At 66.7% G+C, this 14,197-nt stretch carries 10 protein-coding genes; 4 read left to right on the plus strand and 6 right to left on the minus strand.

The features are described 5' to 3' along the window. Nucleotides 1–20 precede the first annotated feature (20 nt). Nucleotides 21–1,232 carry an NADP-dependent isocitrate dehydrogenase gene (locus LI953_RS00845; protein ID WP_227074073.1) on the plus strand — a complete coding sequence of 404 codons (1,212 nt, stop codon included), beginning with the start codon at nucleotides 21–23 and terminating at the stop codon, nucleotides 1,230–1,232. An 84-nt stretch (nucleotides 1,233–1,316) separates the two neighbouring features. Here LI953_RS00845 and LI953_RS00850 read toward each other — a convergent pair whose 3' ends face one another. Then, on the minus strand, nucleotides 1,317–2,789 hold the full coding sequence (locus tag LI953_RS00850; RefSeq protein WP_227074074.1) for an efflux transporter outer membrane subunit: 1,473 nt from the start codon (nucleotides 2,787–2,789) through the stop codon (nucleotides 1,317–1,319). A 601-nt stretch (nucleotides 2,790–3,390) separates the two neighbouring features. Here LI953_RS00850 and LI953_RS00855 point away from each other — a divergent pair. Then, nucleotides 3,391–3,933, plus strand: coding sequence for a hypothetical protein (locus LI953_RS00855; protein ID WP_227074075.1), 543 nt, complete (start codon nucleotides 3,391–3,393; stop codon nucleotides 3,931–3,933). Here the strand turns inward: LI953_RS00855 and LI953_RS00860 are convergent. After that, nucleotides 3,922–4,389 carry an Rrf2 family transcriptional regulator gene (locus LI953_RS00860; RefSeq protein ID WP_227074076.1) on the minus strand — a complete coding sequence of 156 codons (468 nt, stop codon included), beginning with the start codon at nucleotides 4,387–4,389 and terminating at the stop codon, nucleotides 3,922–3,924. The two genes, LI953_RS00855 and LI953_RS00860, sit on opposite strands and share 12 nt — an antisense overlap. A 119-nt stretch (nucleotides 4,390–4,508) precedes the next feature. Then, nucleotides 4,509–6,086, minus strand: a complete 1,578-nt coding sequence (locus LI953_RS00865; protein WP_227074077.1) for an NAD(P)/FAD-dependent oxidoreductase — start codon at nucleotides 6,084–6,086, stop codon at nucleotides 4,509–4,511. A 59-nt stretch (nucleotides 6,087–6,145) separates the two neighbouring features. On the opposite strand from LI953_RS00865, the gene LI953_RS00870 reads away from it, so the two are divergent. Continuing rightward, nucleotides 6,146–8,191, plus strand: a complete 2,046-nt coding sequence (locus LI953_RS00870) for a glycosyltransferase (protein ID WP_227074078.1) — start codon at nucleotides 6,146–6,148, stop codon at nucleotides 8,189–8,191. Here the strand turns inward: LI953_RS00870 and LI953_RS00875 are convergent. Together LI953_RS00875 and LI953_RS00880 are read right to left on the minus strand one after the other, a co-directional pair. Next, nucleotides 8,155–8,337, minus strand: a complete 183-nt coding sequence (locus LI953_RS00875) for a hypothetical protein (RefSeq protein WP_227074079.1) — start codon at nucleotides 8,335–8,337, stop codon at nucleotides 8,155–8,157. The genes LI953_RS00870 and LI953_RS00875 overlap by 37 nt on opposite strands. Continuing rightward, nucleotides 8,330–11,653 carry a DUF2126 domain-containing protein gene (locus tag LI953_RS00880; protein WP_227074080.1) on the minus strand — a complete coding sequence of 1,108 codons (3,324 nt, stop codon included), beginning with the start codon at nucleotides 11,651–11,653 and terminating at the stop codon, nucleotides 8,330–8,332. The genes LI953_RS00875 and LI953_RS00880 overlap by 8 nt, the downstream gene beginning before the upstream one ends. Before the next feature lie 146 nt (nucleotides 11,654–11,799). Here LI953_RS00880 and LI953_RS00885 point away from each other — a divergent pair, with 146 nt between their 5' ends. Beyond that, nucleotides 11,800–12,846 carry a glycosyltransferase family 8 protein gene (locus LI953_RS00885; protein ID WP_227074081.1) on the plus strand — a complete coding sequence of 349 codons (1,047 nt, stop codon included), beginning with the start codon at nucleotides 11,800–11,802 and terminating at the stop codon, nucleotides 12,844–12,846. Here the strand turns inward: LI953_RS00885 and tyrS are convergent. Continuing rightward, nucleotides 12,833–14,056, minus strand: coding sequence for a tyrosine--tRNA ligase (tyrS, locus tag LI953_RS00890; protein WP_227074082.1), 1,224 nt, complete (start codon nucleotides 14,054–14,056; stop codon nucleotides 12,833–12,835). The two genes, LI953_RS00885 and tyrS, sit on opposite strands and share 14 nt — an antisense overlap. Nucleotides 14,057–14,197: the final 141 nt, after the last annotated feature.

The following is a 14,197-nucleotide window of genomic DNA, read 5'->3' on the forward strand; positions in this document are numbered from 1 at the left end:
AATTGGAGAGAGACCCTGACATGGCAAAAATCAAGGTAAAAAACCCCGTCGTGGAGATGGACGGCGATGAGATGACCCGGATCATCTGGGGCTTCATCAAAGACAAGCTGATCCTCCCCTATCTCGACATCGACCTGAAATATTACGACCTCGGCATCGAGCACCGCGACGCCACCAACGACCAGGTGACGATCGACGCCGCCAACGCCACCAAGCAGTATGGCGTGGCCGTGAAATGCGCCACCATCACTCCGGATGAGGCGCGCGTTCAGGAATTCGGCCTGAAGAAGATGTGGAAGAGCCCGAACGGCACCATCCGCAACATTCTCGACGGCACCATCTTCCGCGAGCCGATCATCTGCAAGAACGTGCCCCGCCTGGTGCCGCATTGGAGCCAGCCGATCGTGATCGGCCGCCATGCCTATGGCGACATCTACCGCGCCACCGAGACGAAGATCCCCGGCCCCGGCAAGGTGCAGCTGGTGTACACGCCCGAAGGCGGCCAGCCGCAGATCATGGATGTGCACGATTTCAAGGGCCCCGGCGTGACCATGGGCATGCACAACACCACCGCCTCGATCGGCGGTTTCGCCCGCGCCTCGTTCAACTACGCCCTGTCGCGCGGCTACCCGCTGTATCTCTCCACCAAGAACACCATCCTGAAGGCCTATGACGGCACCTTCAAGGATACGTTCCAGACGATTTACGAGACCGAGTTCAAGGACAAGTTCGAGGCGGCGGGGCTGACCTATGAGCACCGCCTGATCGATGACATGGTGGCCTGCGCCCTGAAGTGGAGCGGCGGCTATGTGTGGGCCTGCAAGAACTATGATGGCGACGTGCAGTCCGACATCGTGGCGCAGGGCTTCGGCTCGCTCGGCCTGATGACCTCGGTGCTGCTCAACCCGGATGGCTCGGTGGTGGAGTCGGAGGCCGCGCACGGCACCGTGACCCGCCATTACCGCGAGCACCAGAAGGGCCGCACCACCTCGACCAACCCGATCGCCAGCATCTTCGCGTGGACGCGCGGCCTGATCTATCGCGGCAAGTTCGACGGCACGCCGGACGTGTCCGCCTTCGCCGAGACGCTGGAGAAGGTCTGCGTCGAGACCGTGGAGTCGGGCCACATGACCAAGGATCTCGCGATCCTGATCGACAAGAACGCCCCCTGGCTGAACACCCAGGACTTCCTGGACAAGATCGACAGCAACCTGAAGGCGGCGATGAAGTAACGAAAAAGCCGGCGGGGATCACCCGCCGGCCCGTGATCTGCCAGATGACACCCGGTCCTGCGCGCAGGACCGGGTGTTTTCGTTTCAGCCCTTGTCCGCGGCCAGCGGATAGGTGTTCTCCCACCCGCCGCCCAGCGCCTGATAGAGCGTGACCAGATCAGTGCCCAGCCGCTCTTGAGACTGCGCCTGGTTCTGTTGCGCGCTCAGCAGCGCCTGCTGCGCGTTCAGCACCGAGAGATAGTCGATCAGCCCCTGCTTATACTGATCCTCGGCCAGGTTGAGGGCGATCTGCGCCTGCTGCACGTCGTTGTTCAGGGCATCGAGCGTGGCGTGCTCCTGGGTGTAGTTGGTCAGCGCCGTGTTCACCTGGGTGAAGGCGGTGATCACCGTCTTGGCGTAGCCGATCGCGGCTTCCTTCTGCTGCGCCTTGCGCAGTTGCAGCTGGCCGGTGAGCTGCCCGCCCTCAAACAGCGGCAGCGTGATCTGCGGCCCGGCGCCATAGGTGAGTGCCTTCCATTCATTGAGGTCCTTGAACTGCATGGCCTGTAGCGAGGCCGTGCCGTTCAGCGAGATATCGGGGAAGAATTGCGCCTTCGCGACGCCGATCTCGGCGGTGGCGGCATGCAGATCCTCGGTGGCCTCGCGCACATCCGGGCGGCGGGTCAGCAGGTCTGAAGGCAGGCCCACCGGCACGGAAGGCGGGGTAACTGGCACCGGGGCGGCGTTGACGAGATCGGCGGGCAGACCGGACGGCGTCTGCCCCAGCAGCAGGCCGATCTGGCCGATCAGCGCATCGCGCTGGGCGGTGAGCGTGGGCACCTGCGCCTCGATCGAGGCGGCGGTGGCCTTGGCGTCGGCCACGTCCAGCGCCGTGGTCAGCCCGGCCTGCTGGCGTTCGGTGGTGAGGGTGACGAGCTGGTTGGCCGAGTCGAGGTTTTTCTGGGTGATCGCCAGCACCGCCTCGGTGCCGCGCAGCTGGATATAATTGCTCGCCACCGCGGCCTCGACATTGAGCAGCCCGGCGCGGCGGGCTTCGGCGGAACTGCGCGCCTTGGCCACGGCGGCCTCCACGGCGCGGCGGTTCTTGCCCCAGAGGTCGAGGTCGTATTGCAGCTGCAACCCGTATTGGTAGAGGTCGTAGGGCTGGATTACCGCCGGAAAGGCTTGGCCGAACATGCCGTTCGGGCTGTACTGGCTCACCTTGCTGCGCGAATATGAGGCATCGGCACCGAGGCTGGGATAGAGCACCGCCCCCTGCATCTTGGCCTCGGCCTCTGCCTCCAACAGGCGCTGGGTGGCGATCTGCAGATCGAGATTCTGCGTCACCGCCGCGCTTTCAAGCTGCGTCAGTGTCGGGTCGTTGAAGCTCGTCCACCATTGCGGGTCAACCGCATCGCCCGACACATACGGGCGCGCGCCGGTTGGGGCGTCATTGGTGTAGCTGCCCGGCACCGCGGGGTGCGGCGCCTTGAAATCCGGCCCGACCATGCAGCCGGACAGGGCCAATGACAGGCAGACAGTGCCCAGCAATTGCAGGCGGCGCGAGGCGAGAGACACTTGCGAGAACTCCGTTATGAAGCCGTTTTAACGTGGCGTGCATGCATAGCAACGCCTGGGCGGCGATTATAGAGATAAAGGCGGCTGCGCGCGAAGCGTCAAGCCTGCTGTCAAAATCTGCACGGGTGCGGCGCTGCCGCGTTCAAGTTTCGTGCGTTGCCATGGTTTTTTGCAATCCCTGATTTTGCGGCAGAGCATGGCGATGCGGTTGATCGCGCCACCGTGCGGCTGTGTGGAAAAGGCGCAAAATGATGCAACTTAAAGATGTCTATCACGTACGCGCAGGTGGACGGAGCGATTTGAAAACAATTTTGAAAAAACGTATATTTGTGTTTTTTATCAATGTTCTATGGGCCATTTCATGCAAGGCTTAAATCCCAATAATTAACAAAAATTAATTAAACAGTAATTCAGATTCGGGGTTGCATCCGAGTCGATTTTGGAGGTTATGCTAGCATAGGTTGTATTATTAACTAAATTTAAGGGATTATGGATGGCTGCCGCGACGTCTCTCGATGCGCTTGTTCGTCATAAACTCCGCTCCTGGCCGCAGCACCCGCCGGGGCTGGCGGACCACGATTTCGGGGCCCGTGGCTGCTGGATGCGCGCGCGTCCGGGAGCGGTGGACGATAGCGACCATCCCTACCTGAAGCTGCCCGGCAGTAACCGGCTGCGCACCATTCCCGACGGGCTGTGGCTGTGCTTTGGCGGCACGGAGCGCGACCCGTATGTCGATATCTTCGCCATCGAGGCCTGCGGCGGGTTTCAAAATCTGCTCGACAAGCGCTCGCGCTTCGCGCCTTCGATGCACTCGCTGCTGGCGGTCTGCCCGCTGGAATGGCTGCACCAGCCGGTTTCGCCCTCCAACGCCATGCGGCGCTGGCGCTATACCGGGCTGCTGCGCGACGAGCCGCGTGGCCCGCTGGTGCTGCCGGTGCGCGACATCCGGGTGATGTATGCCCTGCGGCCACGGCAATATGAGCATTTTGCCGCCACCCAGATCCCGCACGCGCATGAATTCTTCGCCCCGATCGGCGCGCTCATCGGGCCGGAAGGCTGGCAGCACCCGACTCTGCGGGCCTTCATCGCCCGCACCTCGCCCCGCGCCAATTTCTGGGATTTCGCGGCCGCTTCAGCCGCCTGAGGCCTGCTCCGCGGCCAGCAGCGCCGCCGTCGCCGCGGCCCGGCCATCGGCCACTGCCTTGGCCAGCGAAGTGCCGTCCAGCTCACTGGCGATGGCGTCGCGCACCCGGCGCATCACGCGGCGGACATCGCAGGCTTGTTCATCCTTGCACTCATCGCAGCGGCGGTAATAATTCACGCTCACACAGGCCAGCGGCGCCAGCGCGCCATCCATGATCCGCACCACCTGGCCAAAGGTGATGAGGTCGGCCGGCTTGGCCAGGGCATAGCCGCCCCCGCGCCCGCGCCGCGAGCGCACGATGCCGTTGCGGTTGAGCTCCAGCAGGATCGCTTCGAGGAATTTCTTCGGCAGGTTTTCGCGCTCGGCGATCTCGCTCACCAGCAACAGGTTGTCACTGTTTTCCTTGGCCAGCACCATGAGTGCCTGCAACGCGTATTTGCACTTTTGCGACAGCATGATCCTGCTCCGTTATCCAAGCAACCTATAGGTTTTCTTCTACAACACCCACTCCCCGGAGGAAATGGTTTCCTGCCGCCTATATGGTGGTTGTCTATGGGTTTTCTAGGATCTGTCGTCTATTCTTCCCCGGCGAGGCTCAGCCCCACCGCTTCCGCGACCTTGACGCCATCCACCCCGGCCGAAAGGATGCCCCCGGCATAGCCCGCCCCCTCACCCGCTGGATAGAGGCCGCGCACGTTGAGCGAGCAGAAATCCTTGCCACGCGTGATGCGCACGGGTGACGAGGTGCGGGTTTCCACGCCGGTCAGCACCGCATCCGCCCGGTCGAAGCCGGGGATTTCCCGCCCGAAGGCGGGCAGCGCCTCGCGGATGGCGGCGATGGCGTAATCGGGCAGCGTGGGGGCGAGGTCGGTGAGATGCACGCCGGGCTTGTAGGAGGGCAGCACGTCGCCGAATTCATGCGAGGCCCGCCCGGCCAGGAAATCTCCCACCAGCTGCCCCGGCGCCTTATAGCCGCCACCCCCAGCGACAAAGGCGGCACTCTCCCAACGGCGCTGGAATTCCACCCCAGCCAGCACATCGCCGGGATAATCGGCCGGGCTGATGCCGACCACGATGCCCGCATTGGCGTTGCGCTCGGCGCGCGAATATTGGCTCATGCCATTGGTCACCACGCGCTCGGGCTCCGAGGTGGCGGCCACCACCGTGCCGCCGGGGCACATGCAGAACGAATAAACCGCGCGCCCGTTACGCGCATGATGCACCAGCTTGTAATCCGCCGCGCCCAGAATCGGGTGGCCCGCGCTGGGGCCGAAGCGGTGGCGGTCGATCATCGATTGCGGATGCTCGATGCGGAACCCCACGGAGAAGGGCTTGGCCTCCATGAACACGCCACGCTCATGCAGGGTGGCGAAGGTGTCGCGCGCCGAATGGCCGATCGCCAGCACCACATGGCTGGTCTCGATATATTCGCCCGAGGCGAGGAACAGCCCGCGCATCTGGCCGTCGTGGATGTCGAAATCGGTCACCCGCTCGCCGAAGCGGTATTCCCCGCCCAGCGACTCGATTTTGGCGCGAATCGATTCGACCATGCTGACCAGCCGGAACGTGCCGATATGCGGCTTGGCGACGTAGAGAATCTCCTCCGGTGCGCCGGCGGCGACGAATTCAGTGAGTACCTTGCGGCCGAGGTGGCGGGGGTCCTTGATCTGCGAATACAGCTTACCGTCGGAAAACGTGCCCGCCCCGCCCTCGCCGAACTGCACGTTGGAGTCCGGATTCAGTTCACCGCGCCGCCACAGGCCCCAAGTGTCCTTGGTGCGCTCGCGCACCAGCTTGCCGCGCTCCAGGATGAGCGGGCAAAACCCCATTTCCGCCAGCACCAGCGCGGCGAAGATGCCGCACGGGCCGGTGCCGATCACCACCGGGCGTCTGGCCGGGCGGCGCGTGGCGCGGGCCAGGAATTTATAGCTCACATCCGGGCTTGGCTCGCCTGTGGCCACGTCCACGGACAGCTCGGCGTCGATGGTATAAACCAGCTTGATGTCGCTCTTGCGCCGCGCATCCCAGGCGCGGCGATAGACATTATAGGAGAGCAGCGCCGCCTCCGGCACGCCGAACCCGGCGGCGATGGCGGCCCGCAATTCGGCCTCGGTGTGGTTGAGCGGCAGGCGGAGTTCGGTCAGGCGGCGCATTGGGTGAGACTCAGGAAATCCATTATGCAGGCTCTACAACCGGAGCGCCGTCAACGCCAATGTCCCTCGTCATCGATCTGCGCTGCCTGCAGGATGTGAATTATTACGAGCGTGGCATCGGCAACCACGCGCGCAACCTGCTGCGCCATGCGCCGGAGCCGTTCATCGGGCTCATCGACCCTGCCCTGCCGCCGCTGCCCGCCGAGATCGCGGCGCTGGCGGCGCAGCTCTCACCGCATGCCTATATCCCCGGCGCGCGCATGCTGCTCAACCCCTCGCCCTTCACGCCCAACCAAGCCTTCCTCGCCCGGCTGCTCACCGATCCGGCGGTGCTGAAGGCGGTGTGCGTGCATGACTTCATCCCCTATGACGACCAGGCGAACTACCTCACCCACGCCGCCGAGCGGCGGGACTATTTCACCGCCATGGCCTGGCTGCGGCGCTACGACGTGTATTTGCCCAATTCGGTGCCGACCGAAACGCGGCTGCGCGAATTATACGGCGATGTCCGCAGCGTGGTGACCGGGGTGGCGCTGCCGCCCTGGGTGCAGGGCATCACCCCCGAGCCGCCGCGCCATATCCTGATGATCGGCGGCGACGATGCGCGCAAAAACCCCGAGGCGCTGGCGGCAGCGCATGCGGCCAGCCTGGCGCTGCGGCGGCTGAAGCTGGTCATCACCGGCCATGTCCATCCGGCGCGGGCGGCGCGGCTGCGTGCGATCACGGCGCTAGAACTGCCCGGAAGGCTGAGCGACGCGGCGATGCGCGCGCTTTATGCCCAGGCCTATGCGGTGGTCACACCCTCGCTTGCCGAGGGCTTCTCGCTGCCGGTGCTGGAGGCCTGCGCCGCCGGCGTGCCGTCCATCGCGTCGGATATCCCCGCGCACCGCGCCTTGCTCCCCGCCGAATTCCTGTTCCCGCCCGATGATCCGGCGGCGCTGGCGCGGCTGCTGGAGGATGTGCTGGCGCGGCGTGAGGCTGTGGCGCGGGCGCAGGGCGGGCTGTGGCGGGGTTTCTCCGAGGCGGCGGTCGCGGGCAAGGCGTTTGCCGCCTTGCTCCCGAAACCCGCCATCGCGCGCCGGGCGAAGCCGCGCCTGGCACTGCTCACGCCCCTGCCGCCCGCGAAAACCGGCATCGCCGGTTACTCCGCCGCCATGCTGGCGGCGCTGCGCGAACTGGCCGAGGTCACGGTTTTTACCCCCGAGGCCACCTGGCCCCTGCCCTATGCCGATGCCCGGTATGATGCCGTGCTCAGCGTGATCGGCAACGACAAGCTGCACCTACCTACTTACGAGGCGGCCCGGCGCTGGGGCGGCGCGGTGTTGTGCCACGACGCGCGGCTGCTGGGGCTGCTCGGCCCGCGCGCGGCCACGCTGGCCAGCGCCGAGCTGGGCCGGGTGGTGACGTCGGAGGAGATCGATGCCTGGGCCCGCGATGAGACGCGGCGCGAGGCAAGCGGTCTGGGCGAGATCGCGGCCACGGCCCGGCCGCTGATCTTTCACGCACGGCAAAGCGTCGCGCTCGTGCGCGCGCGCTTTGGTGTGGCGGCGCGTTACCTGCCCTTCGCCATCCAGCGCAGCTTCACCCCGATCCCCAAGCCCCAGGCCCGCGCCGCGCTAGGGCTGGACCCGGCGGAGAGGCTCGCGGTGAGTTTCGGCTTCGTCACCCACGGCAAGGCGGTGCCCCTCGCGCGCCGCGCCGCCGCGCAGGCCGGGTGCCGCCTGGTGTTTGCGGGCGAGGCCGCGCCGGATTTCGCCGGGCTCGGCACCGGCTACCTGAGTGAGGCGGATTACCGGCTCTGGCTCTCCGCCGCCGATGTGGCGCTGCAACTGCGCGAGGGGCCGGGCGGCAACATCTCCGGCGCGTTGCAGGACGCCATTACTGCCGGGCTGCCCGCCGTGGCCAATGCGGATCTCGCGGATAATCTCAACTCGCCCGGCTACGTGCGGCGCGTGGCGGACGCGTTGGACGCCGGGGAGATCGCCGCCGCGCTGGCCGCCCAGCTCGACGCCCGCGCCAACACGGGCGAGGAACGCGCCGCCTATCGCGCCCGGCACGGCATGGCGCGCTACGGCGCCGCGCTGTTGGAGCTGCTGGCGCCCTGATCCTCGGCCTTGGCCAGCGCAATGGTCAGCAGCGCGGCCTCCAATTGCTGGTCGCGCTGCGCCAGCTGGGCGCGCAGCTCGGCCAGTTCGGCCAGCACATCGGCCAGCATCAGCCGGCGCAGGCGGCGTAGCAGCGGCTTAAACACGGCGCAGATCCAGCGTGCGCGGATATTCCGGCCCGGGCACGGCGCGCGGCTCGGCGCAAGGCCCTGGCGTGTGGCCGAACGGGTAGAAGCGCGCGCGCCGGCGCGCCTCGGCCGCGTTGGAATTCACCGGGAAATCCTCATAAGCCCGCCCGCCCGGATGCGCCACGTGATGCGTCATGCCGCCCAGGCTGCGCCCGCTCCAGCGGTCGTAAACGTCGAACACCAGCGGCGCCTGCGCGCCGATCGTCGGGTGCAGCGCCGAATAGGGCTGCCACGCCTTGAAGCGCACCCCGGCCACATATTGCCCCTGGGTCTCGGTGCGCTGTAGCGGCAGCGCGGCGCCATTGCAGGCCAGCACGTAACGCTCATCCACCCAGCCGCTCACCTTCACCTGCAGGCGCTCGGCCGAACTATCGACATAGCGCGCGGTGCCGCCCGAACCCTGCTCCTCGCCCAGCACATGCCAGGGCTCCAGCGCGTGGCGCAGTTCGAGCTGAATGCCGCGCACCGCCACCTCGCCCAGCTTGGGGAAGCGGAATTCCTGATGCGGCGTGAACCAGTCCGCGTCGAGCTCGAAGCCATAGGCCGCAAGTTCCTCCAGCGCGCCCCTGAAATCCGCCTCGTTATAATGCGGCAGCAGGAATTCATCGTGCAGCCGCGTGCCCCAGCGCACCAGCGCGCGCTCATAGGGCCGCGCCCAGAAGGCGGCCACGGCGGAGCGCATCAGCAGCATCTGCGCCGCCGACATCTGCGCATGCGGCGGCATCTCGAAGGCGCGGAACTCCACCAGACCGCGCCGGCCGGAGGCGCCGTTGGGGGAATATAGCTTGTCGATGCAGAATTCGGTGCGGTGGCCGTTGCCGGTCATGTCGCAGAGAATGTTGCGGAACAGCCGATCCACCAGCCAGGGCGGGGTCTGCGCCTGTTGCCCCACTTGCTGGAAGGCGATTTCCAGCTCGTTCACCGCGTCGTCGCGCGCTTCGTCGATGCGCGGATGCTGCGAGGACGGGCCGATGAACAGGCCGGAGAACAGGAAGGAGAGGCTCGGATGGTTGTGCCAGAAGCCGAGCATCGACTTCAGCAGGCCTGGCCGGCGCAGGAACGGGCTGTCCGCCGGGGTGGCGCCGCCCATCACCACATGGTTGCCGCCCCCCGTGCCGACATGCCGCCCATCGAGCATGAATTTCTCAGCCGCCAGCCCCACTTCGCGCGCAGCCTCGTAGAGTTGCTCGGTGCGCTCCACCATCTCCGCCCAATTGGCGGCGGGGTGGATGTTGACCTCGATCACGCCGGGGTCGGGCGTGACGGAGAAATTGAGCACGCGCGGGTCCTCGGGCGGCAGATAGCCCTCCAGCACCACTTTGCGGCCGCAGGCCGCGGCGGTGTCCTCCACCGCCGCCGTCAGGTCCAGCCAGTCCTCCACGTCGTAAAGCGGCGGGTAGAAGACATGCAGCAGGCCGCCCCGGGCTTCCACGCACAGCGCGGTGCGGACCACGCCCGGCTCCTCGCGCCCCACCACCGGGGCCTCCTGCGGCACGGGGCGGAACCCCTCGATGCCCGGCGCGCCATGCCCGGCACGCGTCATCTGCAGGGTATCGCGCCGGGGCAGTGTCTCGCGCGGGGCGAAGGGGTCGGTCTCGTAATCCGGCTCAATCCGCGCCGGGTCTGCCCAGGGCAGGCTCTCCAGCGGCAGGCGCAGCCCCAGCGGCGAATCACCCGGGATCAGGAACAGAAGATCGTCGCGGAAGAACCATTTGCCGGATTGCCAGAGGCGCTGGCCCTCCATGATCACGCGGCGCAGCGGCAGCACCGAACCCACCGGCGAGGCCAGCCCCTGGCCAAACACCCGGGCCAGCCGCGCGCGCTCCAGCGGGTCGCGCAGCTTGGCGTCCTCGGCGATGACGTTGGCGGGCAGGCGCTTCTCGCGCCAGAGATAATAATGGATGTCCTCATGGGCCTGGTTGACGAGGCCGGGCGCCACGCCCAGCCGCGCCGCCAGGGCCTGTGCGAAGGCGGCGGCCTCCGCCGGCCCGGCATCGCCCGTGTCGTCATCGCTCGCCAGCAGCGCCGGGTTCTTCCACACCGGCTCGCCATCGGCCCGCCAATGCGCGTGGATCGCCCAGCGCGGCAGTTGCTCGCCCGGATAATGCTTGCCCATGTTATGGGTGAGCGCCGCCCCCTTGCTCCAGAGCGGGGTGAGCTTGCGGATCAGCCGCCCGGCATAGGCGCGCTTGGTCGGTCCGAGCGCGTCGATGTTCCATTCCGCGCCCTCATGGTCATTGGCTGAGACGAAGGTCGGCTCGCCCCCCATGGTCAGGCGCACATCACCCTGTAGCAGCGCCCGGTCGACAGCGGCCCCGCGAGCCAAAATCTCCTGCCATTGGCGCGGCGTGTAGGGCTTGGTCACGCGCGGCGTTTCGGAAACGCGGCGCACCTCCATGTGAAAATCGAACGCGGTTTTGGTGCCGTCCTCGGCGGTGAAGCCCCCCGAGATCGGTGCCGCCGATTGCGGCGAGGGCGTGGCCGCGAGCGGGATATGCCCTTCGCCCGCGAACAGGCCGGAGGTGGCGTCGAGCCCCACCCAGCCCGCGCCGGGCAGATAAACCTCGGCCCAGGCGTGCAGATCGGTGAAATCGGCGGCGGGGCCAGCGGGGCCGTCGATCGGTTTCACATCGGCAGTGAGCTGGATCAGATAGCCCGAGACGAAGCGCGCCGCGAAGCCGAGATGGCGCAGCAAATTCACCTGGAGCCAGGCGGAATCGCGGCAGGAGCCCTTGGCTTTTTCCAGCGTCTCCTCGGGCGTGAACACGCCCGGCTCCATGCGCACCACATAGGCGATGCGCTCATGCAGCACGCGGTTGATTTCCACCAGCATGTCCACGGTGCGCGGCGCCTTACCCTCGAAGCATCCCCGCATCTCGTCCAGCAGCGCCGCGAGGCGCGGGCCGAGCGGGTTGAGCACGCGGAACGGCGCCAGCTCATCGGCCAGCACCTCGTCATAGGCGAAGGGCCAGGTTTCCGCCTGCGGTTCGAGGAAGAAGTCGAACGGGTTGATCGTCGCCATATCAGCCACGAGATCGACCACCACCTCAAAGCTCGTCACCCGCTCGGGAAACACCACCCGGGCCAGGAAATTGCCCTGCGGGTCCTGCTGCCAGTTGAGGAAATGCGGCTTGGGCGAGATTTGCAGCGCATAGGAGATGACCGGGGTGCGCGCATACGGCGCGGGGCGGAGCCGGATGGTCTGCGGCCCGAGCGATACGGGACGGTCATAAGTATACGAGGTGCGGTGCGTGATGGCGGCGTGGATCGACATGCAGGCTCCTTGCTTTCCGGCTGTCAGGTCAACACGCGTATGTTTTTTTTGCAACGCAATAGAGCGCGAGAGACAATTTTCCGGCATAAAACTCTATCTCAGGTGGTGGCGTATCGCGTAGTGCACGCGGGATGTATAGCCAAGCCATGACCGCACACGAAAACGCCGTCGTCTTCGCCACCGACGCCACGTATCTGCCCATCGCCTGGACCGCCGCCAAAACCGCCGCCGCCCAGCCCGGCCGGAATTTCGACGTGCTGCTGCTGGTCGCCGCCGGGTTGGGGCGCGGCGTGCCGCCCCCGCCGGGCTGCGTGATGCGCGAGGTGGAGCTGCCCGAAAGCCTGCGCGGATTGCCGGGGCCGAAGCATATGTCGCTATTCACCTATGCGCGCCTCGCCGTGGCGGAGCTTTGGGCGCCCGGCTACCGGCGGCTGCTTTACATCGACTCTGATACCCGCATCGCCGGGCCGTTAGCGCCGCTCTTTAGGGTGGATCTGCGCGGCGCCGCAATCGCCATGGCGGAGGATTGCGGGCGCTATCTGGGCGACAACGCCGGCCGGCACGACTGGGATAATTACCGCGCCAGCCTGGGGCTGGACCTCGCCGCCACTTATCACAATGCCGGCGTGCTGTTGATCGACACCGCCCGCTGGCGCGAGGCGCAATACTGGCGGCGGCTGCAAGAGTTTATCGCGGCGCGCGAGGGGCGGCTGATGTTCATGGACCAGGACGCGCTGAACGCCGTCTGCGCCGGGGCGATCGCCGAGCTGTCGCCGCGCTGGAATTTCCAGACGCATTATTTCGCCCTGGGGCTGGAGCAGACCATGCGCCCGGCCATCCTGCATTACGCCAATGTGTTGAAACCCTGGCGGGACCCGGAATGGGCGGCACTGTATGGGCGGAGTGACGCGCAAGCCTTCGCCGCGCTGTTGGCGGAATCACCCTGGCTCGGGCTAATGCAGGCGGGGCTGACGCGGCCGGGCCGGTGGCGCAGCTGGGCGGCGCGGCGCGCGGCGAAGCGCGCGCGGCATGTGACGGATGCGGAGATCCGCCGCCATGTGGCGAATTTCACCGCGATGGCGCCCCGCTTGCGACGCGATGTCGCCGCCGGGCTGGCCGCGGCCGCGCCGCGCTGCGCCGATTTAAGCCCGGATGAGGCGGCCTCCTGGCAGGCGGCGCTCAGCCCAGCCTGACGAGCACATGGTGCTTCTTACCGGCGGAGAGTTTCTGCTCCGCCTTGGGCGCGATCACCTGCGCCTCGTCGCCGATCACCACGTCATCCAGCCTCGCGCCGCCGCCGCGGATCAACCGCCGCGCCTCGCCATTGGTGGCGGCCAGACCAGCCCTCACCAACAGCGCGAAGGCGGGAATGCCCTCGCCGAACTCGGCGGCGGGAATGGTGATGCTGGGCAGCCCCTCGGCCGCCACGCCCTGCTCGAACAGCTTGCGCGCGGCCTCGGCGGCTTCCTCGCCGGCGGCGCGACCATGCGCGAGCGCGGTGGCCTCCGTCGCCAGCACGATCTTGGCGGCGTTGATCTCGGCCCCGGCCAGAGCCTCCAGCCGGGCGATCTCGTCCAGCGGCAGATCGGTGAACAGGCGCAGGAAGCGGCCGACATCGGCATCCTCGGTGTTGCGCCAGAATTGCCAGTAATTATACGGGCTGAGTTTCTCCGCCGAGAGCCACACCGCGCCCGAGGCTGATTTGCCCATCTTGGCGCCCGAGGCGGTGGTGATGAGCGGCGTGGTCAGGCCGAACACCTGCTTGCCCTCGGTGCGGCGCACCAGATCGATGCCGCTCACGATATTGCCCCATTGGTCGGAGCCGCCCATCTGCAGCACAACGTTCTCGCGGCGAAGAAGCTCGCGGAAATCGTAGGATTGCAGGATGGAGTAGTTGAATTCGAGGAAGGTCAGCCCCTGCTCGCGATCCAGCCGCTGCTTCACGGAATCGAAGGACAGCATGCGGTTGACCGAGAAATGCACGCCGACATCGCGCAGCAGCGAGATATAGGAAAGCTTGTCCAGCCATTCGGCGTTGTTGACCAGCTCCGCCCCCTTGGAGAAATCGATGAAGGCTTCCAGGTTCTTGCGGATGCCGACAAGATTTTCGGCGATCTTCTCCTCGGTCAACAACTGGCGGGCTTCCTCGCGGAAAGAGGGGTCGCCGATGCGCGTGGTGCCGCCGCCAAGCAGCGCCACCGGCTTGTGCCCATGCTTCTGAAACAGGCGCAGCAGCATGATGGGAATCATGTGGCCGACATGCAGAGAGTCGGCGGTGAGGTCGAAGCCCGCATAACCCGCGATCGGCCGGGCGGCACAGGCGGCGTCCAGCGCCTCCTCGTCGGTGCATTGGAAGATGAAGCCGCGCGCCTTCGCCTCGGCCAGAAATTCGCTTTTCGCCATTGTCATGCTCCTGTGGGCCGGGGCGGTAGCACAGCCGCACGGGCGCGCAAAGCGGTGCGGCCAAGGGCGGCCCGCATTGGCTGACGCAACCATCCGCACCAAGCCTTGCTGTTGCCTTGCCACCCTCGTAACACGCTCTCC

Origin of the sequence: Acidocella sp. KAb 2-4 (assembly GCF_020567705.1) — a bacterium.
In the GTDB taxonomy this organism is placed as follows: Bacteria; Pseudomonadota; Alphaproteobacteria; order Acetobacterales; family Acetobacteraceae; genus Acidocella.

Bases quoted from the DNA above. Each gene is read 5' to 3' on its own strand.
- LI953_RS00845 (WP_227074073.1), top strand. From the start codon at position 21: ATGGCAAAAATCAAGGTAAAAAACCCCGTCGTGGAGATGGACGGCGAT.
- LI953_RS00855 (WP_227074075.1), top strand. From the start codon at position 3,391: ATGCGCGCGCGTCCGGGAGCGGTGGACGATAGCGACCATCCCTACCTG.
- LI953_RS00860 (WP_227074076.1), bottom strand. From the start codon at position 4,389: ATGCTGTCGCAAAAGTGCAAATACGCGTTGCAGGCACTCATGGTGCTG.
- LI953_RS00865 (WP_227074077.1), bottom strand. From the start codon at position 6,086: ATGCGCCGCCTGACCGAACTCCGCCTGCCGCTCAACCACACCGAGGCC.
- LI953_RS00870 (WP_227074078.1), top strand. From the start codon at position 6,146: ATGTCCCTCGTCATCGATCTGCGCTGCCTGCAGGATGTGAATTATTAC.
- LI953_RS00880 (WP_227074080.1), bottom strand. From the start codon at position 11,653: ATGTCGATCCACGCCGCCATCACGCACCGCACCTCGTATACTTATGAC.
- LI953_RS00885 (WP_227074081.1), top strand. From the start codon at position 11,800: ATGACCGCACACGAAAACGCCGTCGTCTTCGCCACCGACGCCACGTAT.
- tyrS (WP_227074082.1), bottom strand. From the start codon at position 14,056: ATGGCGAAAAGCGAATTTCTGGCCGAGGCGAAGGCGCGCGGCTTCATC.